The sequence below is a fragment of the Vibrio sp. MarTm2 genome (assembly GCF_027587055.1).
Lineage (GTDB): Bacteria > Pseudomonadota > Gammaproteobacteria > Enterobacterales > Vibrionaceae > Vibrio > Vibrio sinaloensis_D.
The window spans coordinates 98,044-119,552 of sequence record NZ_JAPPTK010000006.1 but is presented as its reverse complement, the minus strand read 5'-3'; the positions used below and the strand labels follow the sequence as shown (position 1 = coordinate 119,552).

At 48.8% G+C, this 21,509-nt stretch carries 7 protein-coding genes and 2 tRNA genes; 7 read left to right on the top strand and 2 right to left on the bottom strand.

Going from position 1 to position 21,509, the window contains the following annotated elements; translation table 11 throughout:
- Position 1: 1 nt before the first annotated feature.
- From OH458_RS13480 to OH458_RS13450, 7 genes are all read left to right on the top strand, one after another.
- On the top strand, positions 2-1,117 hold the full coding sequence (locus OH458_RS13480) for a glycosyltransferase (protein ID WP_269978704.1): 1,116 nt from the start codon (positions 2-4) through the stop codon (positions 1,115-1,117).
- Entirely contained in the window at positions 1,114-2,538 is a 1,425-nt protein-coding gene (locus tag OH458_RS13475) for a GumC family protein (RefSeq protein WP_269978703.1), read from the top strand. Before OH458_RS13480 ends, OH458_RS13475 begins: the two co-directional genes overlap by 4 nt.
- A gap of 173 nt (positions 2,539-2,711) precedes the next feature.
- Positions 2,712-3,803 (top strand): glycosyltransferase, encoded by a 1,092-nt coding sequence (locus OH458_RS13470; protein ID WP_269978702.1) that lies wholly within the window; start codon positions 2,712-2,714, stop codon positions 3,801-3,803.
- Positions 3,800-4,987 (top strand): glycosyltransferase family 2 protein, encoded by a 1,188-nt coding sequence (locus OH458_RS13465; protein WP_269978701.1) that lies wholly within the window; start codon positions 3,800-3,802, stop codon positions 4,985-4,987. Before OH458_RS13470 ends, OH458_RS13465 begins: the two co-directional genes overlap by 4 nt.
- 10 nt (positions 4,988-4,997) lie before the next feature.
- On the top strand, positions 4,998-5,636 hold the full coding sequence (locus OH458_RS13460; protein ID WP_038134513.1) for a sugar transferase: 639 nt from the start codon (positions 4,998-5,000) through the stop codon (positions 5,634-5,636).
- Positions 5,637-5,804: 168 nt separating this feature from the next.
- Positions 5,805-5,881, top strand: a tRNA-Val gene (locus OH458_RS13455).
- A gap of 46 nt (positions 5,882-5,927) precedes the next feature.
- Positions 5,928-6,004 (top strand) — tRNA-Val (locus tag OH458_RS13450).
- Between the two features lie 284 nt (positions 6,005-6,288).
- Here the strand turns inward: OH458_RS13450 and rtxA are convergent.
- Together rtxA and rtxC are read right to left on the bottom strand one after the other, a co-directional pair.
- Entirely contained in the window at positions 6,289-21,006 is a 14,718-nt protein-coding gene (gene rtxA, locus OH458_RS13445) for an MARTX multifunctional-autoprocessing repeats-in-toxin holotoxin RtxA (RefSeq protein WP_269978700.1), read from the bottom strand.
- 22 nt (positions 21,007-21,028) lie between these two features.
- A complete protein-coding gene (gene rtxC, locus OH458_RS13440; RefSeq protein ID WP_269978699.1) occupies positions 21,029-21,490 on the bottom strand; it encodes an RTX toxin-activating lysine-acyltransferase RtxC in 462 nt (153 codons plus the stop codon).
- Positions 21,491-21,509 lie beyond the last annotated feature (19 nt).

Sequence of the window (21,509 nt, the reverse complement as noted above, 5' to 3'; positions counted from 1 at the left end):
GATGCGTGATCTTATTGTTTTTGGTGAAGACTTTGGCGGACTGCCTTCTAGCACCCAACACCTCATCACACGTTTGGCCCATGACCGCCGCGTACTCTGGGTCAACTCGATTGGTTTGCGTCAGCCACGATTGAGCAAAAATGACATCGGGAGAGCTTGGAATAAATTGCTTGGTAAAGCGAAGCAAGGATACCAAACCTCTTCGCAGCAGCATCCCAACATCCATGTTGCCAATATTAAAACCATACCAGCGCCTTCATCGGCCTTTGCGAGAGCCATAGCGAAACATCTGATGGTCAGCCAACTAAAACCCATCATCAAAATGCTGCAGCTTAAAGAGCCGATCCTTTGGACCTCGTTACCGACAGCCGCTGATGTGTGTGGCCACCTCAACGAGTCAGCGGTGGTCTACTACTGCGGCGATGATTTTACTTCTTTAGCGGGTGTTGATCATGATGTCGTTCGCAAACATGAACTGGACTTAGTCTCTCACGCCAATCTTGTGCTCGCGGCAAGTGACAAGCTATGCCTCAAGTTTCCGCGTGCCAAAACCCATTTTCTGCCCCATGGCGTTGATGTCTCTTTGTTTACCCAGCCACACCCTCGCGCCCTAGATTTGCCCAGCAACGGAAAGCCTATCGCGGGGTTTTATGGCAGCTTATCGAACTGGCTCGACTACAAGATGCTCGATCAACTATGTAAGCAACGTACTGATTGGGAGTTTGTTTTTATCGGCCCATTAGAGCTATCGCATAACCCACTACCAAGATTACCCAATGTGCATTATCTGGGCGTGAAAGCGCATCACGAGCTTCCACAATATAGCCAGCATTGGACAGTCGGTTTACTGCCGTTTCTACTCAACGATCAAATTCGCGCTTGCAGCCCGTTAAAACTCAAAGAGTATCTCGCAGCAGGCTCGGCGGTCATTTCATCGCCTTTTCCAGCTGCATATCCATACCAAAACCAGCTGCAGTTTGCCCAAACTGTCAACGAGTTCAGCGCTGCACTCGACCGTGTCCAGAAGCAAACCAGTAAGCAAACCCACATGCATTTCATTGACGAAAGTTGGGACAGCCGAAGTATCGAGTTATCTCGCTTGTTGGAGGCCATATGACCGAGCTTAAACTACGACTGATCGTGTTACTGAATGCAGCGTGGAGACAGCGATACATCATTGTGTTGCCCATCTTGATCTTTCCTTTTGCGGGCTACTTTATTGGCAAAATGGCGCCCGCCAATTATGTGTCACACACCAGTATGTTGATTCAAGAAACCGCAAAAATGAACCCGTTTCTGGAAGATATTGCCGTCTCAACCATGCTTAAAGAGCGACTCAACGCCTTGAGCACCCTGCTGAAAAGTCGCCATGTGCTAACCGCGGTGGCCATTGAGCACCAACTCATCAATGACGCCATGTCGCCGCTTGAAAAAGATCGCGTGATCAACCGCCTTGCCGCCAGTTTGAACGTGACTCAGCCTGGCAAAGACTTTTTGAAAATCACTCTAACCGCGCCACGACCAGACGGTATGAAAGGATTGTTGGAGTCAATCAGCGATCACTTTATAGAGCAGCTTCTGGCTCCGGAACGTTCATCGATTAAAGACTCGGCTGAATTTCTTGCCATCCACATTGAAGAACGTAAAACCGCGTTGGAAAACGCTGAGGTCAAACTGGCAAATTTCAAAAACGAGTTTTCATCCGTCACGCCTGAAATGCAAAGTCAGAGCCTTTCTCGCCTTGCCTCATTGAAGCAGAGCTTGGCAGAGAAAGAGGCAGAGCTCGCGGGGGTGAAACGCAGTTTGGGCTCCTTGGATCAACAGCTCTCCCGCACAAACCCCGTTGTCGGTAAAATCGAGGAGCAGATCATCGAAACGCGCAGCGCACTCACCTTGCTGAAAGCAAAGTACACCAATAGCCACAGTGCGGTTCAAGGTAAAGAACGCGAACTTCGCCGCCTCGAAAGCGAGAGAAGCCAACTGATTAATCTTGAGCAACCCAGCGTTGACAGTAACCAATTGTGGGATATCGCAAGCAGCGGACGTTTGTCCGAACTTGGCGAAGTCCAACCCTTACTGGTGACACAGTTGCACAATTTACAACTCGTACGTAGCCGCTATGAATCGCTTACTGAAGAAACCAAAAGCCTAAGATCCATGATTGAAGAGCTAGAAACGTCAGCCAATCAATTTGGTGACCGCGCAAGAACGCTCTATCAACTTGATCGAGAAGTTAACCTCAAGAGACAGCTGTATGATGAACTGGTTCAACGCTATGAAATGGCGCAGCTTACTGGCTCACTCGGCGTATTCGAGCAAAGCAAGCGAGTTAAGATCATCGACTTACCTTATACACCTAGCCACCCGTCTAATTTACCTGTGATTGTGTTCATCCTTGCTGGTTTAGTCGCAGGGATAGGTTTGGGGGGCGGTGTTGCGACCTTTATTGAGCTTTTCAACTCCTCCATTCGACGAATCGAAGAGATCGAAACCATCACCAAAGCACCGGTGCTGACCTACCTACCCAAAATGAAATAGTTCCAATCATTTCGCATTTCATTTTGACCAATTTGAAAAAGGAATATGAAAAACAATCACAAACCATTGTTTATATAAGAATTTTTAGTTGGCACGACCTATGCAAATCATCTATTTAGAAAGACATAAGAGAAATTGGGGTATTGACTACCCGCTTTAAGAGAGGTCACACAATGGCAATCCAACAAAAACTCATTATCCATGTCGTGCAACACCTCGCCCCCGGGGGCTTAGAAGCGCTTGCGCTAAACATGTTGGCATTTTCGAACCCTAGTCAGCGCGTTATGATTGTAAGCCTAGAAGGAAACAAAGCAGAGGCCATCGCCCACTGGCCAAAATTGGCACGCTACCAAAACCAGCTCATGTTTCTAGACAAGCCCGCAGGCCGAAGTGGGCAGGTTTTTCGTCAACTCCATACCTTGTTTCGCTTGATCAAACCACACTGCGTTCATACCCACCATATTGGTCCATTACTTTATGGCGCGGTAGCCGCAAGGCTGGCTGGTGTTCATACTCGAATTCATACCGAGCACGACGCGTGGCACTTGCAGGCGTTCAAACACCGTTTCCTACAAAGTCTAGCGTTGAAAATTGCCAAGCCGAAAGTAGTGGCAGACGCTAAACGCGTGCGCGATCAAATTCATCAATATTTCGCTTACAACGATCTCTCGGTCATCAAAAACGGCGTTGACTGCGAACGCTTCAAACCGGGTGCTAAGCTGCTCGCTCGCCAATCGCTAGGATTGCCAGTACACGCCAAGATCATTGGCTCTGCGGGAAGACTGGAGCCAGTCAAAGGTCATGACGTACTGATTGAGGCGTTTTCTCACATGCCGAGTTCCATCCATTTAGTCATCGCTGGGCACGGCAGCCAGCGGGAAACGCTAGAGGAACAAGCTCGCGCGCTAGGAGTGGAAAATCGAGTCACCTTCCTCGGCTTAGTCGATGATATGCCCCGCTTTTATCAAGCTCTAGATGTGTTTTGCTTACCCTCTCGCTCTGAAGGTTTTCCGCTCTCAACACTAGAGGCTCAGTCTTGCGGCATTATCACAGTGGCCACCGATGTGGGTGCGACAGACGAAACCCTAGACCCTGAATCGGGTATTTTGGTCGATAGCGAAGATCCCAGCTCTCTCGCGAATGCTATCGAATCGGCACTAAAAACCTCCATAATCGCCCGCCCTAGAACGTTTGTGCATTCAAACAATGATATCCGCCAAATGGTTCACGCCTACAACGCATTAACTGAGGAGAAACGCGCATGAGCGATACAATTTTAATGCTTATTTTTTCTGTTGGTGCGTTGTTGATCGTCTACCACCACGTGGGCTACCCCGTGATTCTTGCTTGGTATTCGAAAAGCCACCCACTGAAGGCACTACGCCATCAAGCACGTGGTTTCAAAACGCAGAATGCGGATCAAGAATGCGCAACCGTGACCATTTTGATTCCCGCGTACAACGAAGAACAGTGGATCGCCGACAAGATCCGTAATCTCGCATCTTTAGATTATCCAAAGAAAAAGTTCAAAGTGATCATTGCCTGTGATGGTTGCACCGATAACACTGTGTTGGTGGCCGAAGAGACAATTCAAGAAGCGATCTGTTGCGATACCCATTTTGAAATTCACGCTCACGAGACCAACCGCGGCAAGGTGGCGGTAGTCAATGATGAAATGAAACACATCACCAGTGATATTACTGCGCTGAGCGACGTTTCTGCCATCATCTCTCTCGATGCACTCTGGAGAGCCAATAAGCATTTTGTCAACCCAGAAGTGGGCGTAGTCAATGGCGCTTACACCTTGTTCGATACGCAAAACAAAGGTGAGCAAAAGTACTGGCAATACCAGTGCCAAGTCAAAATGAATGAAGCCACATTCGGCTCAACACTTGGCGCGCACGGAGCCTTCTATCTATTCAGAACGCGTTTGTTTGACGAATTGCAAGCCAACACCATCAATGATGATTTCATCTTGCCGATGAACATAGTTAAAAAAGGTTACCTTGCCGAATACGATGCAAACATGACAGCCCTTGAACTGGAAGCCTCATCAGAGAGCATGGATTTCAAACGCCGCCTGCGTATCTCCGCTGGCAACATGCAGCAAGCCATCCTGCTTGCTGAAATGTTCCTCCCAAGACACGGCGGCGTCGCGTTTGCTTTTCTGTCTGGTAAAGGATTAAGACTGGTTACCCCATACCTAATGATTGCGTGCTTGCTAAGCTCTGCCTTGCTTTTACATTCACCGCTATTTGCAGTTTTGTGTGCAGGCCAACTGGCTGTTTACTGCCTTGCATATCTTAGCTATCAGTTCCCGTTTATCTTCAAGCACAAAGTGTGCAAATTAGTTCTATATGTTGTTGCCGGGCACCTTGCCAACTTCGTCGGTGGCGTCCGTTACTTACTTGGTATTGAAACCGGCAAGTGGTCAAAAGTGAACCACTAAGGAGTTTATGATGAGTATTTTAACTACCCCAATGAGCATCTACTTTGCAAAGCGTCTGTTTGATCTTACTGGCTCGGTTGTGGCTTTGATCCTGCTTTTACCAATCCTGCCGTTTATTGCTATTGCGATAAAGCTCTCGTCACCCGGGCCCGTGTTTTATAAACAGCTGCGCGTTGGTAAATCGACGCCAGAAAAAATGGTGTTCTTCGAAATCATCAAGTTTCGCACTATGTATCAAGATGCCGAACAGCGCACCGGTGCCGTTTGGGCGACAGAAAACGATCCTCGCATTACGCCTGTGGGGCGTTTCCTAAGAAAGACACGCCTTGATGAGATTCCACAATTGTTCAACGTGATTCGTGGGGAAATGTCGTTGATTGGACCAAGACCAGAGCGCCCAAGTTTCTACAGTAAACTGGAAAACGCGATCCCCTTCTTTGCTGATCGAACCTATGGCGTAATGCCAGGCATTACTGGACTTGCTCAAGTAAACCAAGGCTATGATACCTGTATTGACGATGTACGCAGAAAAGTCGGCTTTGACCACAGCTACGCCCTTTCGCTTCGCTCGCTACGCTCATGGTTGGCGATGGATATTGATATTATTACTCGCACGATTATCGTCATGTTTGATGGACGAGGTAGATAAGTTCACCTCAAACAAAAATCAAAACATGATTTAGTGCACATTTATTCGGCCGCAGCGTATAAAAAACAGGCTTTTTGATTAGATGTAAAGCAAACGGTAGAAAAACCAATAATTTGCTCTTGCACGCGAGAATAACTCTCGGTAATATCCATCTCGTTCTTAAGGAATGGGTCCGTAGCTCAGTTGGTTAGAGTACTACCTTGACATGGTAGGGGTCGGCGATTCGAGTTCGCCCGGACCCACCACTCCTTAAAGCCATACTAAAACCAAAGTATGCCGAACATTAAATTTGGGTCCGTAGCTCAGTTGGTTAGAGTACTACCTTGACATGGTAGGGGTCGGCGATTCGAGTTCGCCCGGACCCACCAAATTTAGTTCCCAGTGAACGAAACGCAAAGCCCGCTTTTTAGCGGGCTTTGTTGTATCTAAACTTCGATTTGGTATTGATGATATCCAAATTCCCTCCCTATTCTCGCTATTACTAAGTGCATTACACTAGCGACAAACTCCCCAACCTGCTGATATTTGTTTAACGAGAGATCATTGACTAATAAATGGCTATAAGCTCAATGTAACCCTCAGCTAAGCTAGGGGCTGCATATAAAAAAGCCGCCTTTATTCAGGCGGCTTTGATGTTAATGGTAGGTGAATATTACACCGTTATACCCTTTTTATGGACAACGTCTGCCCACGCAGTGGTAATCGCCACGCGAGATTTGCTGTCTAGGTTGTCGATGAATCCATTGTCACCTGCCTGAGGGTCAAAGCCACTCATGGCTTGTACTAGAGCATCAATCGAACTTTCAGATAACGTTGTGTACTCACGTTCACCCGTCGCATCTTTCTCACCCATTGCGATGATCACCTGCGCTCGATTACCGTCGAAGTAATCACTGAACGTCACCGAGCCAATATGCTCAAACTTCGCTTGGTCACTGTCGCTTGCCGGGTCACGAAGAATAGACAACTTCAGGTCATATCCGCTGCGTTCGAACCACAGTTTCTGCCAATCGATGCCATTGAAGACAATGTTATCTTCGCTGCGAATGTCTTCAACAAGGTTGTCGATAACATCACCGCTCACCACAAAGCTGTCCACATCCGTGCCACCTTTGAACGTGTTTTGATAACCGCCCAACACCATCAGATCGCGCCCTTCGCCACCGTTGAATTGACTGAACTTAGAGATGGCCGATGCAATGAGATGGTCCTCGCCCTCACCACCATTCAACACGGCGTGATAGCCCATTAGCTTCACAACATCGTTGCCAGCGCTTGCATTGATACGGTTATAGTTACCGAAGACATTAGCAAAGTCATTGCCAGCGCCTAACTCTACTTGGTTGTTGTTGCCAATCGTAACGGAGTAGTCTTGATCGTCCCCCGTATCCACACGGTTGAAGTTACCAGACGTCACCACATAGTCGCGGCCTGAACCGGTGTCAATTTCACCGCCCTCACCAAAGACAAACGACTGGTCATCACCGGCACCAAGGAAGACATGGTTAATGCGTCCTGCAACTACTGCTGTGTCGTTGCCATCACCGCCAAACATCATGTTTTCACGTCCCATCAGAACGCCCATGTCGTTGCCTTCGCCACCCGTGAAGATGTTTGACGTGCCGGTTGCGTAGAACACATCATCGCCTCGTCCGCCCCAGAAGTTGTTGTTGTCTCCTAGATACGCTCCGAGATCTTTACCATCACCACCCCAGTTGAAGTTGTAGTTTCCTAGGGAGATATTGATATCACCATCACCTTGGAGATGACCACTGTTACGAAGGAAATCAAAGGTTTTCTCTTTCATGTTCAACAGATCGGCGGTGAGATTCTCTTTGAGATTTTCCACCAGCGATGTCATCTCTTTCTGCTTGTCTTGACTAAAGATAGTGGCGAACAAGTTCGGCAGGTTAAGCGAGTTAAAGCCAAAGGCACGATCAGGTGTTTCTGCTGTTTCGGTGCTGCTATCAGCCACAGTCGCGCCTTGCGCACTGTTTACGCTCGCACCATTAACAGAAACCGAAGAGTTGTCCTCTTCCTCTTCTGGCGCTTTCTCTTTCAATCCATGGGTTTCAGCAAAAGACTTAATGCCATCCGCACCCATGTTGATACCCGACTTCAAGTTATCCAGTAACTTAGCTGGGTCGACAAAGGCCTGCAGTTGATCACCACTGAACTCACCAATGACCTCCAACATCTCTTTGAGAATCGCTACACCATCGACGGCTTCACCATTACGCGAAACAATTTGACCTGACGCGGTGTAATCCACGCCAAAAATATCCGCTAGCGTGGTCTCGGATCCTACACCTGCTAACTGCCCAAGTAGCTTGTTCTTAAGCTGACGAGGCAAATCTTCTGGCGTATAGGTGAAAGTTGTTTTGGCCTGACCCGTAGCAGAGAACTGCTGTGTCATGAGGCCAAACAGTGAGCCTAGGTTGGTATCCAAAATAGACTGGATGTTGTCACCAAACATGAAGTTCCAGTTACCTGTCGTGACTTGGATATCCGCACCTTGACCACCCACAGCAAAGTTAAACGCAAGCTTTTCATTGGCTTGACGAAGCTTATCTGCACGACTGAGCTTGCTGGTGTCAGAATCGCTATTGCCACTTAACCATTGATTGTACTGCTTGTTCAAAGCGGCTTCTGCATCGTGCTTCAAGCCACGGCTGCTTCGCTCATTCTGCGAGTCCAGTTCAACCAAACTGGTGTAATCAACGCTGCTGCTTTGATCCAAACCAGACATATCTTTGACGAACTTCTTGGCGCCAGACAATGTCCATTGCTGCTCTTGAGCCGCTAGCCAATCTTGGCCCTTACCCGAGCTGGCAATGCTTTGCAGTACGCCCGAAATACGAGCGGCACCATCGAACGGATTAACCAATGGCGGAGTCGGAATTGACTTGTCCATCATCACAATCAGATCATTACTTCGACCTAAGTTAAAGCTCACATTACGATTACCGATGAACATTTGCGCACCTTCTAGTGCCTGATAACCACCAATATCGAAGCTGTGCTTGCTCTCACCATTGCCGATGTGAACCATGACGTTATTGTCACCAAAAGCCAGCGACTTAAAGCCACCCGTGCCGACTTTAATGCCCACATTCGATGTGCCCCAGTTCACTGCCGTAAACTCACCATCACCCACATTGACTTGAATGTTACCTGAGTAGCTGAGTTTATTGTTTGCAGAAGAAGATGAGGTTTCTGTCTCCGCTTTGCGTTTTTCTGGCGCATCAAACACATCATTGTTGTCACCGATTGCACCACGAGCCGGCTCGTCAACGTCGCTGACACCAATACGAGAGAGATCAATGTCGCCTTCCGCAATACCATTGCGAATACGTTCATCTTTGGCAACAACTTCACCTTGATCGTCCCAGGTTAGCGAAACTTTGTTGTTTTCGGCTTTTTGGATCCAATCGCCATTCGCGTCCTTGGTATGTTTACGCCCTGCCTCGTCTACGGCCAGTTCAGAACTGCGTACAGAGACATCGACACGAAGACCATTCGCATCCATCGCGTTAATAAACTGATGACCAAAGCCTTTTTGCTTGTCGTCACTCACCAAAGAACAACCAACAATACTGATATGATCAGGCTTATTGTTGATGTTTTCCGCTTGATTAAACGACTGTTGGAACTTGGCCAATTTCACTGCCAGCTCATCGGCACTGTAGCCACTTAAACGCGTATTGTTACTTTCTGAGTCATCTCGACCATGACCCACTAACTGCCAACGTAGCTTTCCATCCAGTTTTGACGGATCGCCATACACCACGCGATAGTTGCCGTCTGAATCGATCTGCACCACTACACTGCTTTCTGGGTGCTTACCCGCAAGGTTCGCAGCGGCTTTTGCAACAACATCATCGTTCTCCATTTGCACGATGATTTGACCATCAAAACGGCTTTCACCGCCGTCCGCTGTCGGAGTCACAACAACACGTTCCCAGTCATTCACATTTTGGTTGAGAAGAGCGGTATTTGCGCCACTCAAACTGTCCTTGAACGTGATCTTCGGTTTGTTAGCAACATCATCGTAGACAACACGCAGACTTACATCGTCTTGTTCAACTGTGAACTGGTTCGAGTCACTGACTTTAAGCGCAGGAAGATCGAGGCGGTGCGTGATACCAGGAACGAACCCTTCAATCCCTTTGTGAGACTGCAAATGCGCTTTACCGTAGATAGCAACGAACTTTTCGCCATCAGGCAGATTTTGTAATACCTCCACCGCAATGTTGTTCGCAGCACCAGCACGATACATCAGACCATGTTCTGTTCCCTGAACGTTTGGACGTGCAGAGCTGTTTGCATCCAACGCAACAATACGCATACCGTTAGCACGTGCGTTTTCAAAAAGAGTGACATCGAGATGCTTTGTTTTCAGCATTGCGCTTAGTTCACTCGACATCACTCCCGTAGCTAGGTAGCGTTCAATCAGCGGTTGCGCAAGGTCTGAGCGCAAATGCTCAAGGCCAATGACTGTGACTCCCTGTTTTTTCAGTGCATCCATCTGTTCATTAACAAAGCGTAGGCCGTTGACGTCGCTGCCATGCACTTCACCAATCAAGAGGCCTTTACGATCATCCAGAAGAACCGCAAGCTGCTCGTCAACGCCCGTTGCGCTAGCAAGCTTATTTGTCAGCTCATCGTGGCCTGTCCCAGAGTAACGACGATCCCAAGCGTCAATATCCGTCTCATGGCTACTACGGTAGATACCTTCAATTTGATCCATTCGGTCGGAATCAAGTTGAGATAAGTAGCTTTGATCTGCAAATTGCTTCAGCAGTATCATTTCAGCTGAATCACCAGAAATCGGATCCGCTTTCTTCGCCGCTTCTTTCAGGAAGTAGAACGCCATTTGCACCGATTCAGCACCCGTCAAATCCTGAAGTTCTTGATAGCTATAGCCAAGATGAACCGTTTTAGTGGATTCATCTAAAGTCGCTTTACTCAACAACCCGTTCGACTGGGACGTTTCTAACCACTGTTTGAAATCAGCGTAATGCTCACCTAGATCTACGTGGTACTTCGCATCAAAACCAAGGTCACTTGGCGTTTCGCCTTTGTAGCCATGCTTCGGTGCCAAGTATGGGTCTTCATTGGCCCAACGAACCATCATGTCCGTCAAACCTACGTGTTTACCGTTAGCTTCTTCAATCGCGACCATAAAGATACGAGAGGCAAGCTCCGGTCTTGTTTGGGCGATTGCATCAATACCCGCTTGGGCGACTTCCATCTTACCGATAAACAACGCACTGGTGATCTGCTCTTTCAACTGCGTTAGCGCTTGATTACGCCCCGAAGTTGGATGTTCAGCGATGTAGGCATTAATCTTCTTATTAAGCTCAAAGCTCGCTGCGATTTGATCGAGGCCTTTAGCCTGATGCACAAGGTCGAGTTGATCGAGAATACCTTGGTAGGATGCGCCAATCGGTTTAGCAAAAACTTTTGCTCTTTCTTTCAGCTCTTGCACCGTAAAGATTTGCGCTAAATCAACCACGACCTTGGTTTTATCACCCAATGCTTCGAGATCGCTCACGACTCCACCCGTAGGCTTTTTAATCGGTGTAGCGTCAAACACTGGCAAGTCGAGGATCCCCTGCATGGTGGTATTATCGCCAAATGTTGGCTTGTAGCTTGCTAATGTATTGCCATCCATTACCACCACGCGGTTGAAGATTGCTTCACCTGCGTCGTTTTTGCCCAGCTTATAGCTTTGAGCCATGTTCAGATCGGACTTGCCGAAGAAACGCGTTAGGTAATCGCCAAACTTCTCTGCTGACGAGAACTCAACAATGCCAGCATTTGGATCGTAGAAGCCGTAAACACGATCGTCACCTGAGCCTTTTGCCCAAGCTGCCATCGCATGCCCCGGAGCATCAAGTTCCAACAATACAGGTTTACCGTTAGCCGATGCGTCAGTGATTTTCTCAACCACACCGTTTACGGTCAGTGCTTGCTTGCCTTCCAGCTTTTCCTGCCACACTTTCATCGACGTATCATGCATTGGGTTCTTCGCATGAATGGCCGCCAAGCTGCTGAGCAACTTGCTTGCATTGGCTTTTTCACTGTCTGAGTAAAGGGTTGGATTGCTCAGCACCGCTGCCGCAGAGTACATCTTTTCCAGCAGTTGTCTTGCCACGCCAACTTGACCATCGTTTTCAAGCTGTTTAGCAACCAAAACGAGTTTAGAAAGTGGATCACAACGTCCACCAAAACCGTCATTCGATAGGTTCAACAGCATTAACTGTGGTGCAAGCTGTTCAGTCGCTTTCGCATCCACCACGCCAGCAGAAGCAATCTCACGGAACAATCGGTTGTACTTCTCAGACTTGTTCTGGAACGTTACTTTCAGTGCACGACTTTCAATTTCCCAAGCAAGCGCACCTTTTTGCTCTGCACTCCAGTTGCCTTTAACAAACAGATCCACCAGTTGCTTGATGCTCATTTCTGAGCGGAAGCCATCAACGATCTCCTTCGCATGGTCGTTTTTGTAACCATTTAGGAAATCTTTGGTGGTGCGAATGTCTTTCGATTTACCCGGTACGCTCGTATCTGGTTTCAGCGCGTCGCCATAGCGTTTAAAGTCTTTCTCTAGCCCTTTCAGCACTTCGCCCGCTTCTACTGCTGCTTGCTCTGCATTGAACAGACCGGAGACAATTTGATCCGCGTACTGACCCATCAAGCGGTTGCTCGCTTCGTGGCCATAGAAGGTTTGTTCACCCGTGACGTTGTAGCCAGCAATCGCAAGTTTAGCTCGTAGCTTCTCGCCTTCTTCGCCTAAGCCTTCGTTGTCCGTTAGCAGCAGAATCGGCGTCTCTTTTGGCAAGCCTTCTAGGTTCTTCTCCACTGAGAACTGGCCGTTAACCGCTTTCGCGATAGCCCCCACAATGCCCGCTGGATTCGCCACTTCATGAGCGGTGATGGCTTTGGTCATGCTTGGCATAGGACGGTCAAGCAATAAGCCAGACACCGCTTGGCCGTTTTGCGCGGCATAACGTGCTAAATCTGCGGCAATTGGACCACCCATTGAGTAGCCGTGAATGATGATATTGCTTGGGTCAATACCCTTGTCGTTCACTAGGTAGTTGAACATAGTGCGAGCGTCTTGGTACAAGCCTTTTTCGCTTGGTCCGCCGTCGCTTTCACCATAGCCACGCAGGTTGACTGCGAGCATGTCGATACCTTGTTTCTGGTAGTGGCTGCGAATCTCGCTCGCTTGCTCTTCAGCAGAAGAACCAGAACCGTGCAGGAACAATACGACTTTGCCGCTTGTCGCGCTTGTTTCACCTTCGCTTGAAGCCGCTCCCTGATGGTAATACCCCGTTAGACGGCCCGCTTCCCCTTTTAAGGTAACTTTCTGCGATTCTCCATTTTCTACCGCATGGTCAAGTAGGGTTTGCGTGATTTCACCAATCTTACGACGCGCGTCTTTCTCACCGTATAACTCATTGTTGAGGAATCGAGTCAGCGGGCTAAGAGATTCTTTATCACGCGGTGGTGTGCCATCATTTTCAATCGCCGTGTTTTCTTTGTGCTTTTCATTGCCTGACAAGGCATCAAGGACATCAGTGGCTTGATGACTTTGCTTCTTCGCAGCAATTTCAAGCTGAGCTTCCTGCAGCGCCTGACCAAAGTTGAAAAGCTCTGTCGGCGTCCAAACACCAAACTTAGGTCGCCATGTGTGGCCGATAAGTTTATCAGCGCCACCCGCTTTCAACACTTTTGCGACTGTACTTGAGCAGTTTCTGGTCAATAACTGATAGCGAGCATCCGGATCGTTGCTTAGACGATGCCATTCAGCTTGCATCGCCGCCACATCCAACCCTTCTAAGTTAATGCGGAACACTCGGCCTTCATCTGCTTGGCTAGCCTTAAAGGCTTCGATTTCTTCCAGCGCTCTTTCAGCAAACAGGCGAACCACGTTGTCGATGCGTTTTTCCACAAGGGCGGGATCACCACTTGCCTGAGCTTGTTTCTGTAGCTCTTCAGCAAAACGGTTTGCGACGTCCATCATGTCGTAGCTGGTGTCATTCCATTGGTCGACGAATGGCTGGAATACATGAGCAGGAATGCCTGTCGATGCAAGCATATCCGGATTGCCCAGTAGCACACTCGCATAACCTTCAGAAGCATCTTTGTATGAGGCATCAATACCTTTCGCGGCGTTGAGTTTTTCGATAAAGCGTTTCAGCTTAGTTTCACCATCTTTCAAACCAAAGCCGTCGTTTTCTTCCGATGTCATATCGTGCTCAAGTGTGTCATTTTGATGAGCAGGTTGGCTGAAATCGCTCCAACGCAGTTTAAGATCAGGCTGATCTTCTGTAGCAACGTTGAAGATATTGCGGATATTGGATGACTTGCTACCGATTGGCCACCAACTCACGTAATTCTGCTTGTTGAAGTCTGCTGCGGCTTGACCTTCAAGCTGCGTGCGACCTTGGCCAATTTGCAATGCGGCATGACCCAGTGTGCTGTGATCACTCGGCTTCCAGATGTACATGGTCGCGCTCACCGGCGACATATGCTGTTCAATCGCTTGGTGTACTTTGTTTAAACCAGCAATATCAATACCTTTACCATCTTTCGCCAGTTCGTTTGCAGAAAGCCTTGCGAAGATCGTATCGGCAACGACTTGACCATATTCATGAGTTACGGCTGCTTTTACTTTTTCAAGTACAGCATCGCTACCGCCTAGCTGATCGACAGTGGCTAGGTTGCCTTTGCCCTTAGTGACGAAATCGCCGTTTCCATCCAGATACAGATGTTTGCTTTCTTTTAAGTTGGCATTATCAAGCTGGTCATATAGACGGCTAAAGCTATCGTGCGCTTTAATGCTTTGCTCAGAGACCGCAAGAACAGAGACTTCTTCCAGACGAGAATCCACCTGATTTAACAGTGAGTTCATTGCTTCCACACGGCCAGAATCCGGATGCCCAAATACATAACCTTCAATCTGTTTACGCAGGTTGAGCAGTTTTTCCACAGATTCTAGTTCGTAATCCGCGTATTCAACCGTACTCGTATGATACTCCGTCAGAGCGTCGATCACTTGTTGGTAACTTTCACCGCGAACTTTACCATTCACATGAGCAGCATCGAGTAGCTCAGTTACAGACATCAGTTCAACATTGGTGTTGTACGTCCAAGTACCGTTTTCTTTTTGCGCTAAAATTCGCGTGCGGCCATCGTGATGCGAGAGCACCTTGTTATCCACTAGGAAAAGCTCATCCGGCATCTGCTCGAAGTTGTCGAAGTTTGCCAAGATAAAGCGCTCAATGGATTTTTGTTGAGCTGCATCTTCAGGGTCATCAAGCAGAATAGTCTTGCTCTTTCCATCGGCTCCCGGCCACGAGCGAACTTCAAAACCTTCTTCGCCTTCTTGCACTAAGAGGCTGCGCTCAGTACGAAGTGAATAGAATGGTAGAGATTCACGCAACATGGTATTGACTAAGGCTCCATCATGCGAAGCTTCACCAAGCCCCTCTAAGTTCACCCCAGAAATGCGAATCTCTTTTCGAACCACATCCTGAGACGCAGTGGTTGGTACCACAATGCTGTCGGAGTTTGTTTCGGTGAACATTGAGGTGATTGTGCTACCGTTGTTCTTTCCGCGAATACCTGCATTAATTTGCAGACGGTTCACTGCGTTTGTCGCACCTTCCAGCGCTTCTTGCTCTTGTTCGCTCAGACCTTCACTGAATCGGCCATCGGCGTTGGTTGAACTGTCGGTGTTGACATGACTGCCCGTTTCGCCAGCGCCTTCCACGCTATGAGCGTTACCTGAAAGGCCGCTGCCAGCCACGCCTTCTCGGTCAGGGCGATCGCCTTCGTTTTGCTTCGTCCCTTTTGCATCATTCTGCGCTTGGTTGGCTTTATTTTCGGCATTCATCGCATCGAGTTCACCACGCGATTCCGCATCGTTTGCTGCGCTGTGTGCGTCAGATTCGGCCTGTTTCGCATCGTTACTTTTCGCCACGGCATCGGCTTTGCGTGCTTCTGCATCGGCTTTTGCGTCAGCAATATCTTGCTCTGCACCTGCGCGATTTTGCTCACCTTTTGCCACACCCGCTTCAGATTTCGCAACGGATTCTTTGACTTTGCTGTTATTGTCAGCCTGCGTCTGCTTCGCTGAAGCAATCTTGTCATTGGCAAGCAGCTTGGCGTCGTCGAGCTGGTTTTGAACGCCATCAAGCAGACCACCGGCAAAATCATTACGCCATTGGTCGCCTGACTCGCCAGTATGCGTTGCTTGGCCATCAAGCACATCGAGACCTTGCGCCAGTTTTGTCAACTCGGCGGTCACGACTTCCGATTCTTCTTTCACCGCATCACGTTGAGCTTGACCGTTATTTTCTAACGCTTGTTGGTCGGTCGACTCCAACTGACTTTGTGAACCTGCGACAGCATCAAGCTGTTTCTGTTTTTCTTGTTCAAGACGTTGGCGATCCGCTTCTGCGCGCTCTTTATCTGATAAGGCATTCTGCGACGCTTGATTTTGTGTCGCGTGCTCACTCACTGCGTTGGCTTGTTGCGACGATTCCGATTTCGCCACGACATTATCTAGGATATAGCCCAGTCCATCATTGTGGCCTGTGCCTTTGAATTCGATTCGGTTACTGCCAGCATTCGCCGTTAGTTTTAAGGTTTTTTGCTGCCAAGCAGAGGCGTCACCAGACGATGAGAAGACGACTTCGCCATTCCAAAGAACTTCAATGCCTTCGTTATTCGATAGACCTGCACGTTTTGCAAAATCAAAGCTCACAGCAATGACCTCGCCTTCCGTCAGGTTCTGAATATCTTGGTAGATAGTCGTGCTTTGATCTGTTGCCAATTCAGACACATTGTTACCGTGTCCATCCCGCTCCAAACCATATGAATTTGCAGACGCATAAGCTTCGACACCATGCGTAGAACTCCAACCGAAACCACTCTGCTCAAAATCGCCATTCACAATCAGATTCGGAGCTTGAGTTTGATCAGTAGAACCGTCAACGTTGAGCGCATTTTGCATCTTGTTGAGATCTGGAGTATCTACCTTAGTGACACTGCCGGTAAGGCTATCGCCCAAGTCCGAGTTCACTTCTTCAATGGCATCCATTTGGAAACCATCCAGCTTGGTGATTTCAGGTGTTGCAATCGCACCACGGCCTTTTTGCGCACCAGATGACGATGCTTCATCGCCTTGCACTAAGTAGTTGATGGCTTGGCTGCCACCGACACCAAGTAGGGTTTGTTTGATGTTATCAAACAGTGCCGAGAGCTTGTTGCTGCTGGTGTTGCTCGACGCAACAGCCAAACTGTAAAAATCACCGTTACCAACTTTGATTGCAACGTTGTTTTGTGCGTAAGAGGCGTTGATGTTGAGGCCATCGCCCACATGAATATTGGTGTTGGCTTTGCCTTTCATTACAGCAACATTCAGGCCATCACCCACTTTAGTGTTGATGTTATATTTACCCCAAGCGACGTTGACGGATACGCCATCACCGACCTTGGTGTTGATGTTGGCATCACCATAGGCGGCTGTCACACTCAAGCCATCACCAACGGTGGTGGTGATATTGGCTTTGCCTTTTGCTGCTGTCACCTGTATACCATCACCCACTTTGGTGACGATGTTACCTTTGCTCCAAAGTGCGTTGAAGCTGTCGCCATCACCCACTTGGGTCACGATGTTGGCTTCACCTTTTGCCAGTACCACGTTACGGCCATTACCCACTTTAGTAATGACGTTCGCTTTACCCCAAGCTCCGGTGTAGTCGTCACCATTGCCCACATGAGTAATGACGTTGGCTTTACCTTGCACAACGGAGACTTCTTGGCCATCACCCACTTTAGTGATGATATTGGCTTCACCTTTGGCGAAGTTATAGCGATCACCTTCGCCCACTTGGGTAAACACGTTTGCTTGCCCCCAAGCGACATTGACGCCCAAACCATCACCGACTTTGGTAATGATGTTTGCCTTGCCTTTGGCAATACCAATGGTCGTGCCATCTCCGACATGGGTCATCACGTTGCCGATATCAGAAATCAACAACCCTACCGTGGTGCCTTCGCCCACTTTGGTTAGGATATTGCCTTTACCAGCCAACACAGCAGCGGTTGTTGCATCACCAACATGAGTCATAACGTTAGCTTTTGCAGCCGCCACAACGCCCATGAAGTCATCACCCACTTTGGTGACAATATTGGCTTCGCCCAGTGCTAACACACCCGTTAGGCCATCGCCGACATGCGTCATGATGTTGGCTTTACCGAACATCGCCGCCAAGGTCGTACCGTTACCTACCTTAGTCATCACGTTCACTTCGCCCGCGAATAGTCCTAGGCTGGTTCCATCACCGACATGGGTGTAGATGTTGGCTTTACCGACCATCAATGCCGCAGTGAGATCATTGCCCACTTTGGTCATGATGTTGGCTTGGCCGAGCATTGCTGCAAATGTGCTGCCACTTCCTACGTGAGTGAAGATATTGGCGTTACCAACCATTGCAGCGAGTGTGGTTCCATTACCCACTTTTGTCGCAACGTTGCCTTTGGCTAACATCAGTGCGACCGACATCCCATCACCAATGTGAGTGAAGACGTTGGCTTCTGCCACCATTAACGCGAGAGCATCACCGTTGCCTACTTTGGTAAAGACGTTACCCAAGCCGCCCATCAGCGCCCAAGCATTCCCTTCTCCTACATGGGTAAAGATGTTACCTGCACCAATCATGACCGCAATAGAGGTTCCATCACCGACTTTGGTGAAGATGTTACCCGCCGCGCCCATCACGCCAAGAGTTTGGCCATCACCAACATGTGTTAGCACGTTGCCAACACCGAGCATAATGCCGGTCGTGTGGCCGTTACCTACTTTGGTGAGAATGTTCGCACCACCGACCATTACGCCAGTTGTTGTACCATCACCCACATGCGTCAACACGTTTGCGCCACCGCCCATCACCGCAAGGGTATTCCCTTTGCCTTTTTTGGTGAGAATGTTGGCACCGCCTAAGGCTACCGCTGTGGTATTCGACGTTTCATTGTCGCCGCTGATGTGGGTAATCACGTTTGCGCCGCCCAACATACCCGCGGTTAGATCGCCGTCACCCACTTTGGTAAGCACGTTCGCGCCGCCAGCCAGCACTGATACCACATCACCTTTACCCATTTGCGTCATCACATTGAAGCCGCCCGCCGCCAACCACAAGCCGTTGCCGGAGCCAATTTGAGTATGGGTGTTGTAACCACCGAGCATGGCGACACGACTGTTGCCATTGCCCTTGTGCACAGAAATGTTGCCGTAAGCCAGCAAATGCGCAAGGTATTGACCATCGCCAATTCGAACCAATACGTTTACCGCACCGCCCGCGTAAACATCCATCTTGCCTTGCTTGCTTTGGTGTACCAATACGTTCGCCAAACCCGCACCGCGGAAGGTGAGATCTCCTTCCTCGCCACTTTTGACAATCACGTTTGCCGCGCCACCACCGTTAAACTCGGTATTACCAAATTGAGACCTGTGGAGGATGACGTTGGCGATACCACCACCATTAAAATAGACATTGCCGCGAGTCACATTGGACTTGATGACGTTACCGCCACCCGCGCCATTGAAACGCACGTCACCAGAGCTTTCACCACTATCGGTCGCTGGCTTAAACAAGGCTTGATCGGTGTACTCGTCGATATCGGCCACGGTTTCGCTGGTGCTTCTTACCGCGTTAACGCTGTAATGCAGATCGCTGAGTGAGTAGCCGCCTGTGCCCATCGAGTGATATCCGTTTGCAGACGAAATATCTTCATTGGCTAGGTTTGCAGTGTGATTACCCTCTTTGTACCAAGAGCGAGCTTGATACTTAAGCACCCCTGTTTTGGGATCATTAGCAAGTTCAACCACCACCATTTTTGTGTAAGGCCCAAGCACTTTTGCGTAAACATAAGTATTTGGTTTTCGGTTTGATTTAACCGCTTGAACATCGACTGTCGTCCCATCTGTCGAGATGGCGTGACCGCCCATTTTCGCATCTGATAATGCCACATCTTTTGCATCAATCAGTGCACCATCGGCGTAGGTCACCCACTCATATTCGGTCAGGTCTTTCTCGACAGCATGAACGGTTAACGATTGCTGATGCTCAACGGCAATATTAGAAAGGGTGTAACCACCATTGACTGGATTGACTTCAAAACCACCAGCAGAAGACACATCAGAACGAGCAAGCTCAGATACATGATTACCGCGCTTGAACCAAGCTTCAGAGTAGTATTTGAGTTTGCCCGTTTCTGGATCGTTATAGAGACGAACTTTGTTGATTTTGGTGTAAGTACCGTCTGCGATAGCAAACAGATAGGTATTTGGCTCTCGCTCTGATTTTACAGCGGTGACCGCATGGAACTTGTTGCCGTTGTCAATCGATAAACCATGCATCTGCGCCGTGGTGAGAACGATTTCTTCCGCTTTTGCATATTCCATACCTTGAGCATCAAAGCTACTACCACTGCCTTTTCGTGTAATGGTGTTATAAGCACCGCCACCGGAGAAATGGATGTCACCGTGTGCCACATCGGAGTAAAGGCTGTTGTAACCGCCAACACCTTCAAAGCGAATGTTACCGCGTGTTTGTGCGTAAACGTCTTCCGCTTGGCGTGTACGCTCAATACGGTTTGATGCGCCCGCACCTTGCAAATGAATATCGCCTTCCTTGCCTTTACGGACCAAATGGTTGTCAGCACCAGCACCACGGAAAGTAATGTTGCCGGTTTCAACACGTGAACTGATGCTGTTTGCAGCGCCAGCGCCATCAAACGTCACATCACCGCGAGAGCCTTGATAACGGTTGAACCAAGTACGGTCTAGTTTATTGCCCGCTCCTGCACCAGCAAAAGAGAGATTACCTTGGTTGGTTTCATGCCAAAGGGCATTGTAACCGCCAGCGCCTTTAAAGGTGACGTTGCCGCTCAAACCTTTGCGGGTAATGCCATTATAAGCCGCAGCGCCGCCGTAACTGACATCACCATGATGACCTAAGTGGTCAATCGACACACCGCCAGCAGCGCCGGCGAACGACACATTGCCATCGCCACTTTTGTTAATGTCTGCATACCCAGCTGCGCCTTTTACAGAAAGGTGCCCAGTGGTGTCTTCCACTTTTAGGTATGCCGAACCGCCTACGACCGTATCGTTGCCGCTACCGGTATAAACCTTTGCGCCAATCGACCCGACAGTGACATGATCATCACCACCGTAGGCATTAATTTCTCCACCAAAACCGATGGCAACAATACTGTTGTTGCCATCGTCGGCGGAATAGTTCCCTGTGAAGAAGTATTCAACACTTCTCCAAAATGGTTTTCCCATAAGCCAAACTCTTCTTTAGGAGTTAAATAGAAAACCACTGTATCTTTCTGATACAGCGATCATTTTGAGCATCCACTTTGCCGCGAACAGTGCAGACCTTCTGCCCTTTCCACGGTAAAAACACACGGCGACGAAGATCGTTAACGACCTCTCTGCCATGCCCGAATGGAGCAATCATCTCTGGAATGTAGATATGCTGGCCGGAACGCCAGTCGGAAGGAGATATTTCACGCACTCCAGATAACAGCTCATCTCGGATCTGCTCAGAGACAAATGCCCAATTACAAAATGCAATTGGGCGTCCGTGTTCATCTTCGTAATAGCAAAACTGGTTTAGCTCAAAAGCAGGCAAAATACGCTGCTGCCATTCTGCAACCACGTATCGGCGATGAAGGGGCGAGTGCTGGCTGAGCAGCATGACACCCCCTATCATCTGTTGCTTTTGCGCTAATGTGAGATTTGCTGGTTGATGTGTAATAGACATCTGCCCTATATCAACCAAT

Coding starts and splice junctions, on each gene's coding strand:
- OH458_RS13480 (WP_269978704.1), top strand. CDS start 2: ATGCGTGATCTTATTGTTTTTGGTGAAGACTTTGGCGGACTGCCTTCT.
- OH458_RS13475 (WP_269978703.1), top strand. CDS start 1,114: ATGACCGAGCTTAAACTACGACTGATCGTGTTACTGAATGCAGCGTGG.
- OH458_RS13470 (WP_269978702.1), top strand. CDS start 2,712: ATGGCAATCCAACAAAAACTCATTATCCATGTCGTGCAACACCTCGCC.
- OH458_RS13465 (WP_269978701.1), top strand. CDS start 3,800: ATGAGCGATACAATTTTAATGCTTATTTTTTCTGTTGGTGCGTTGTTG.
- OH458_RS13460 (WP_038134513.1), top strand. CDS start 4,998: ATGAGTATTTTAACTACCCCAATGAGCATCTACTTTGCAAAGCGTCTG.
- rtxA (WP_269978700.1), bottom strand. CDS start 21,006: ATGGGAAAACCATTTTGGAGAAGTGTTGAATACTTCTTCACAGGGAAC.
- rtxC (WP_269978699.1), bottom strand. CDS start 21,490: ATGTCTATTACACATCAACCAGCAAATCTCACATTAGCGCAAAAGCAA.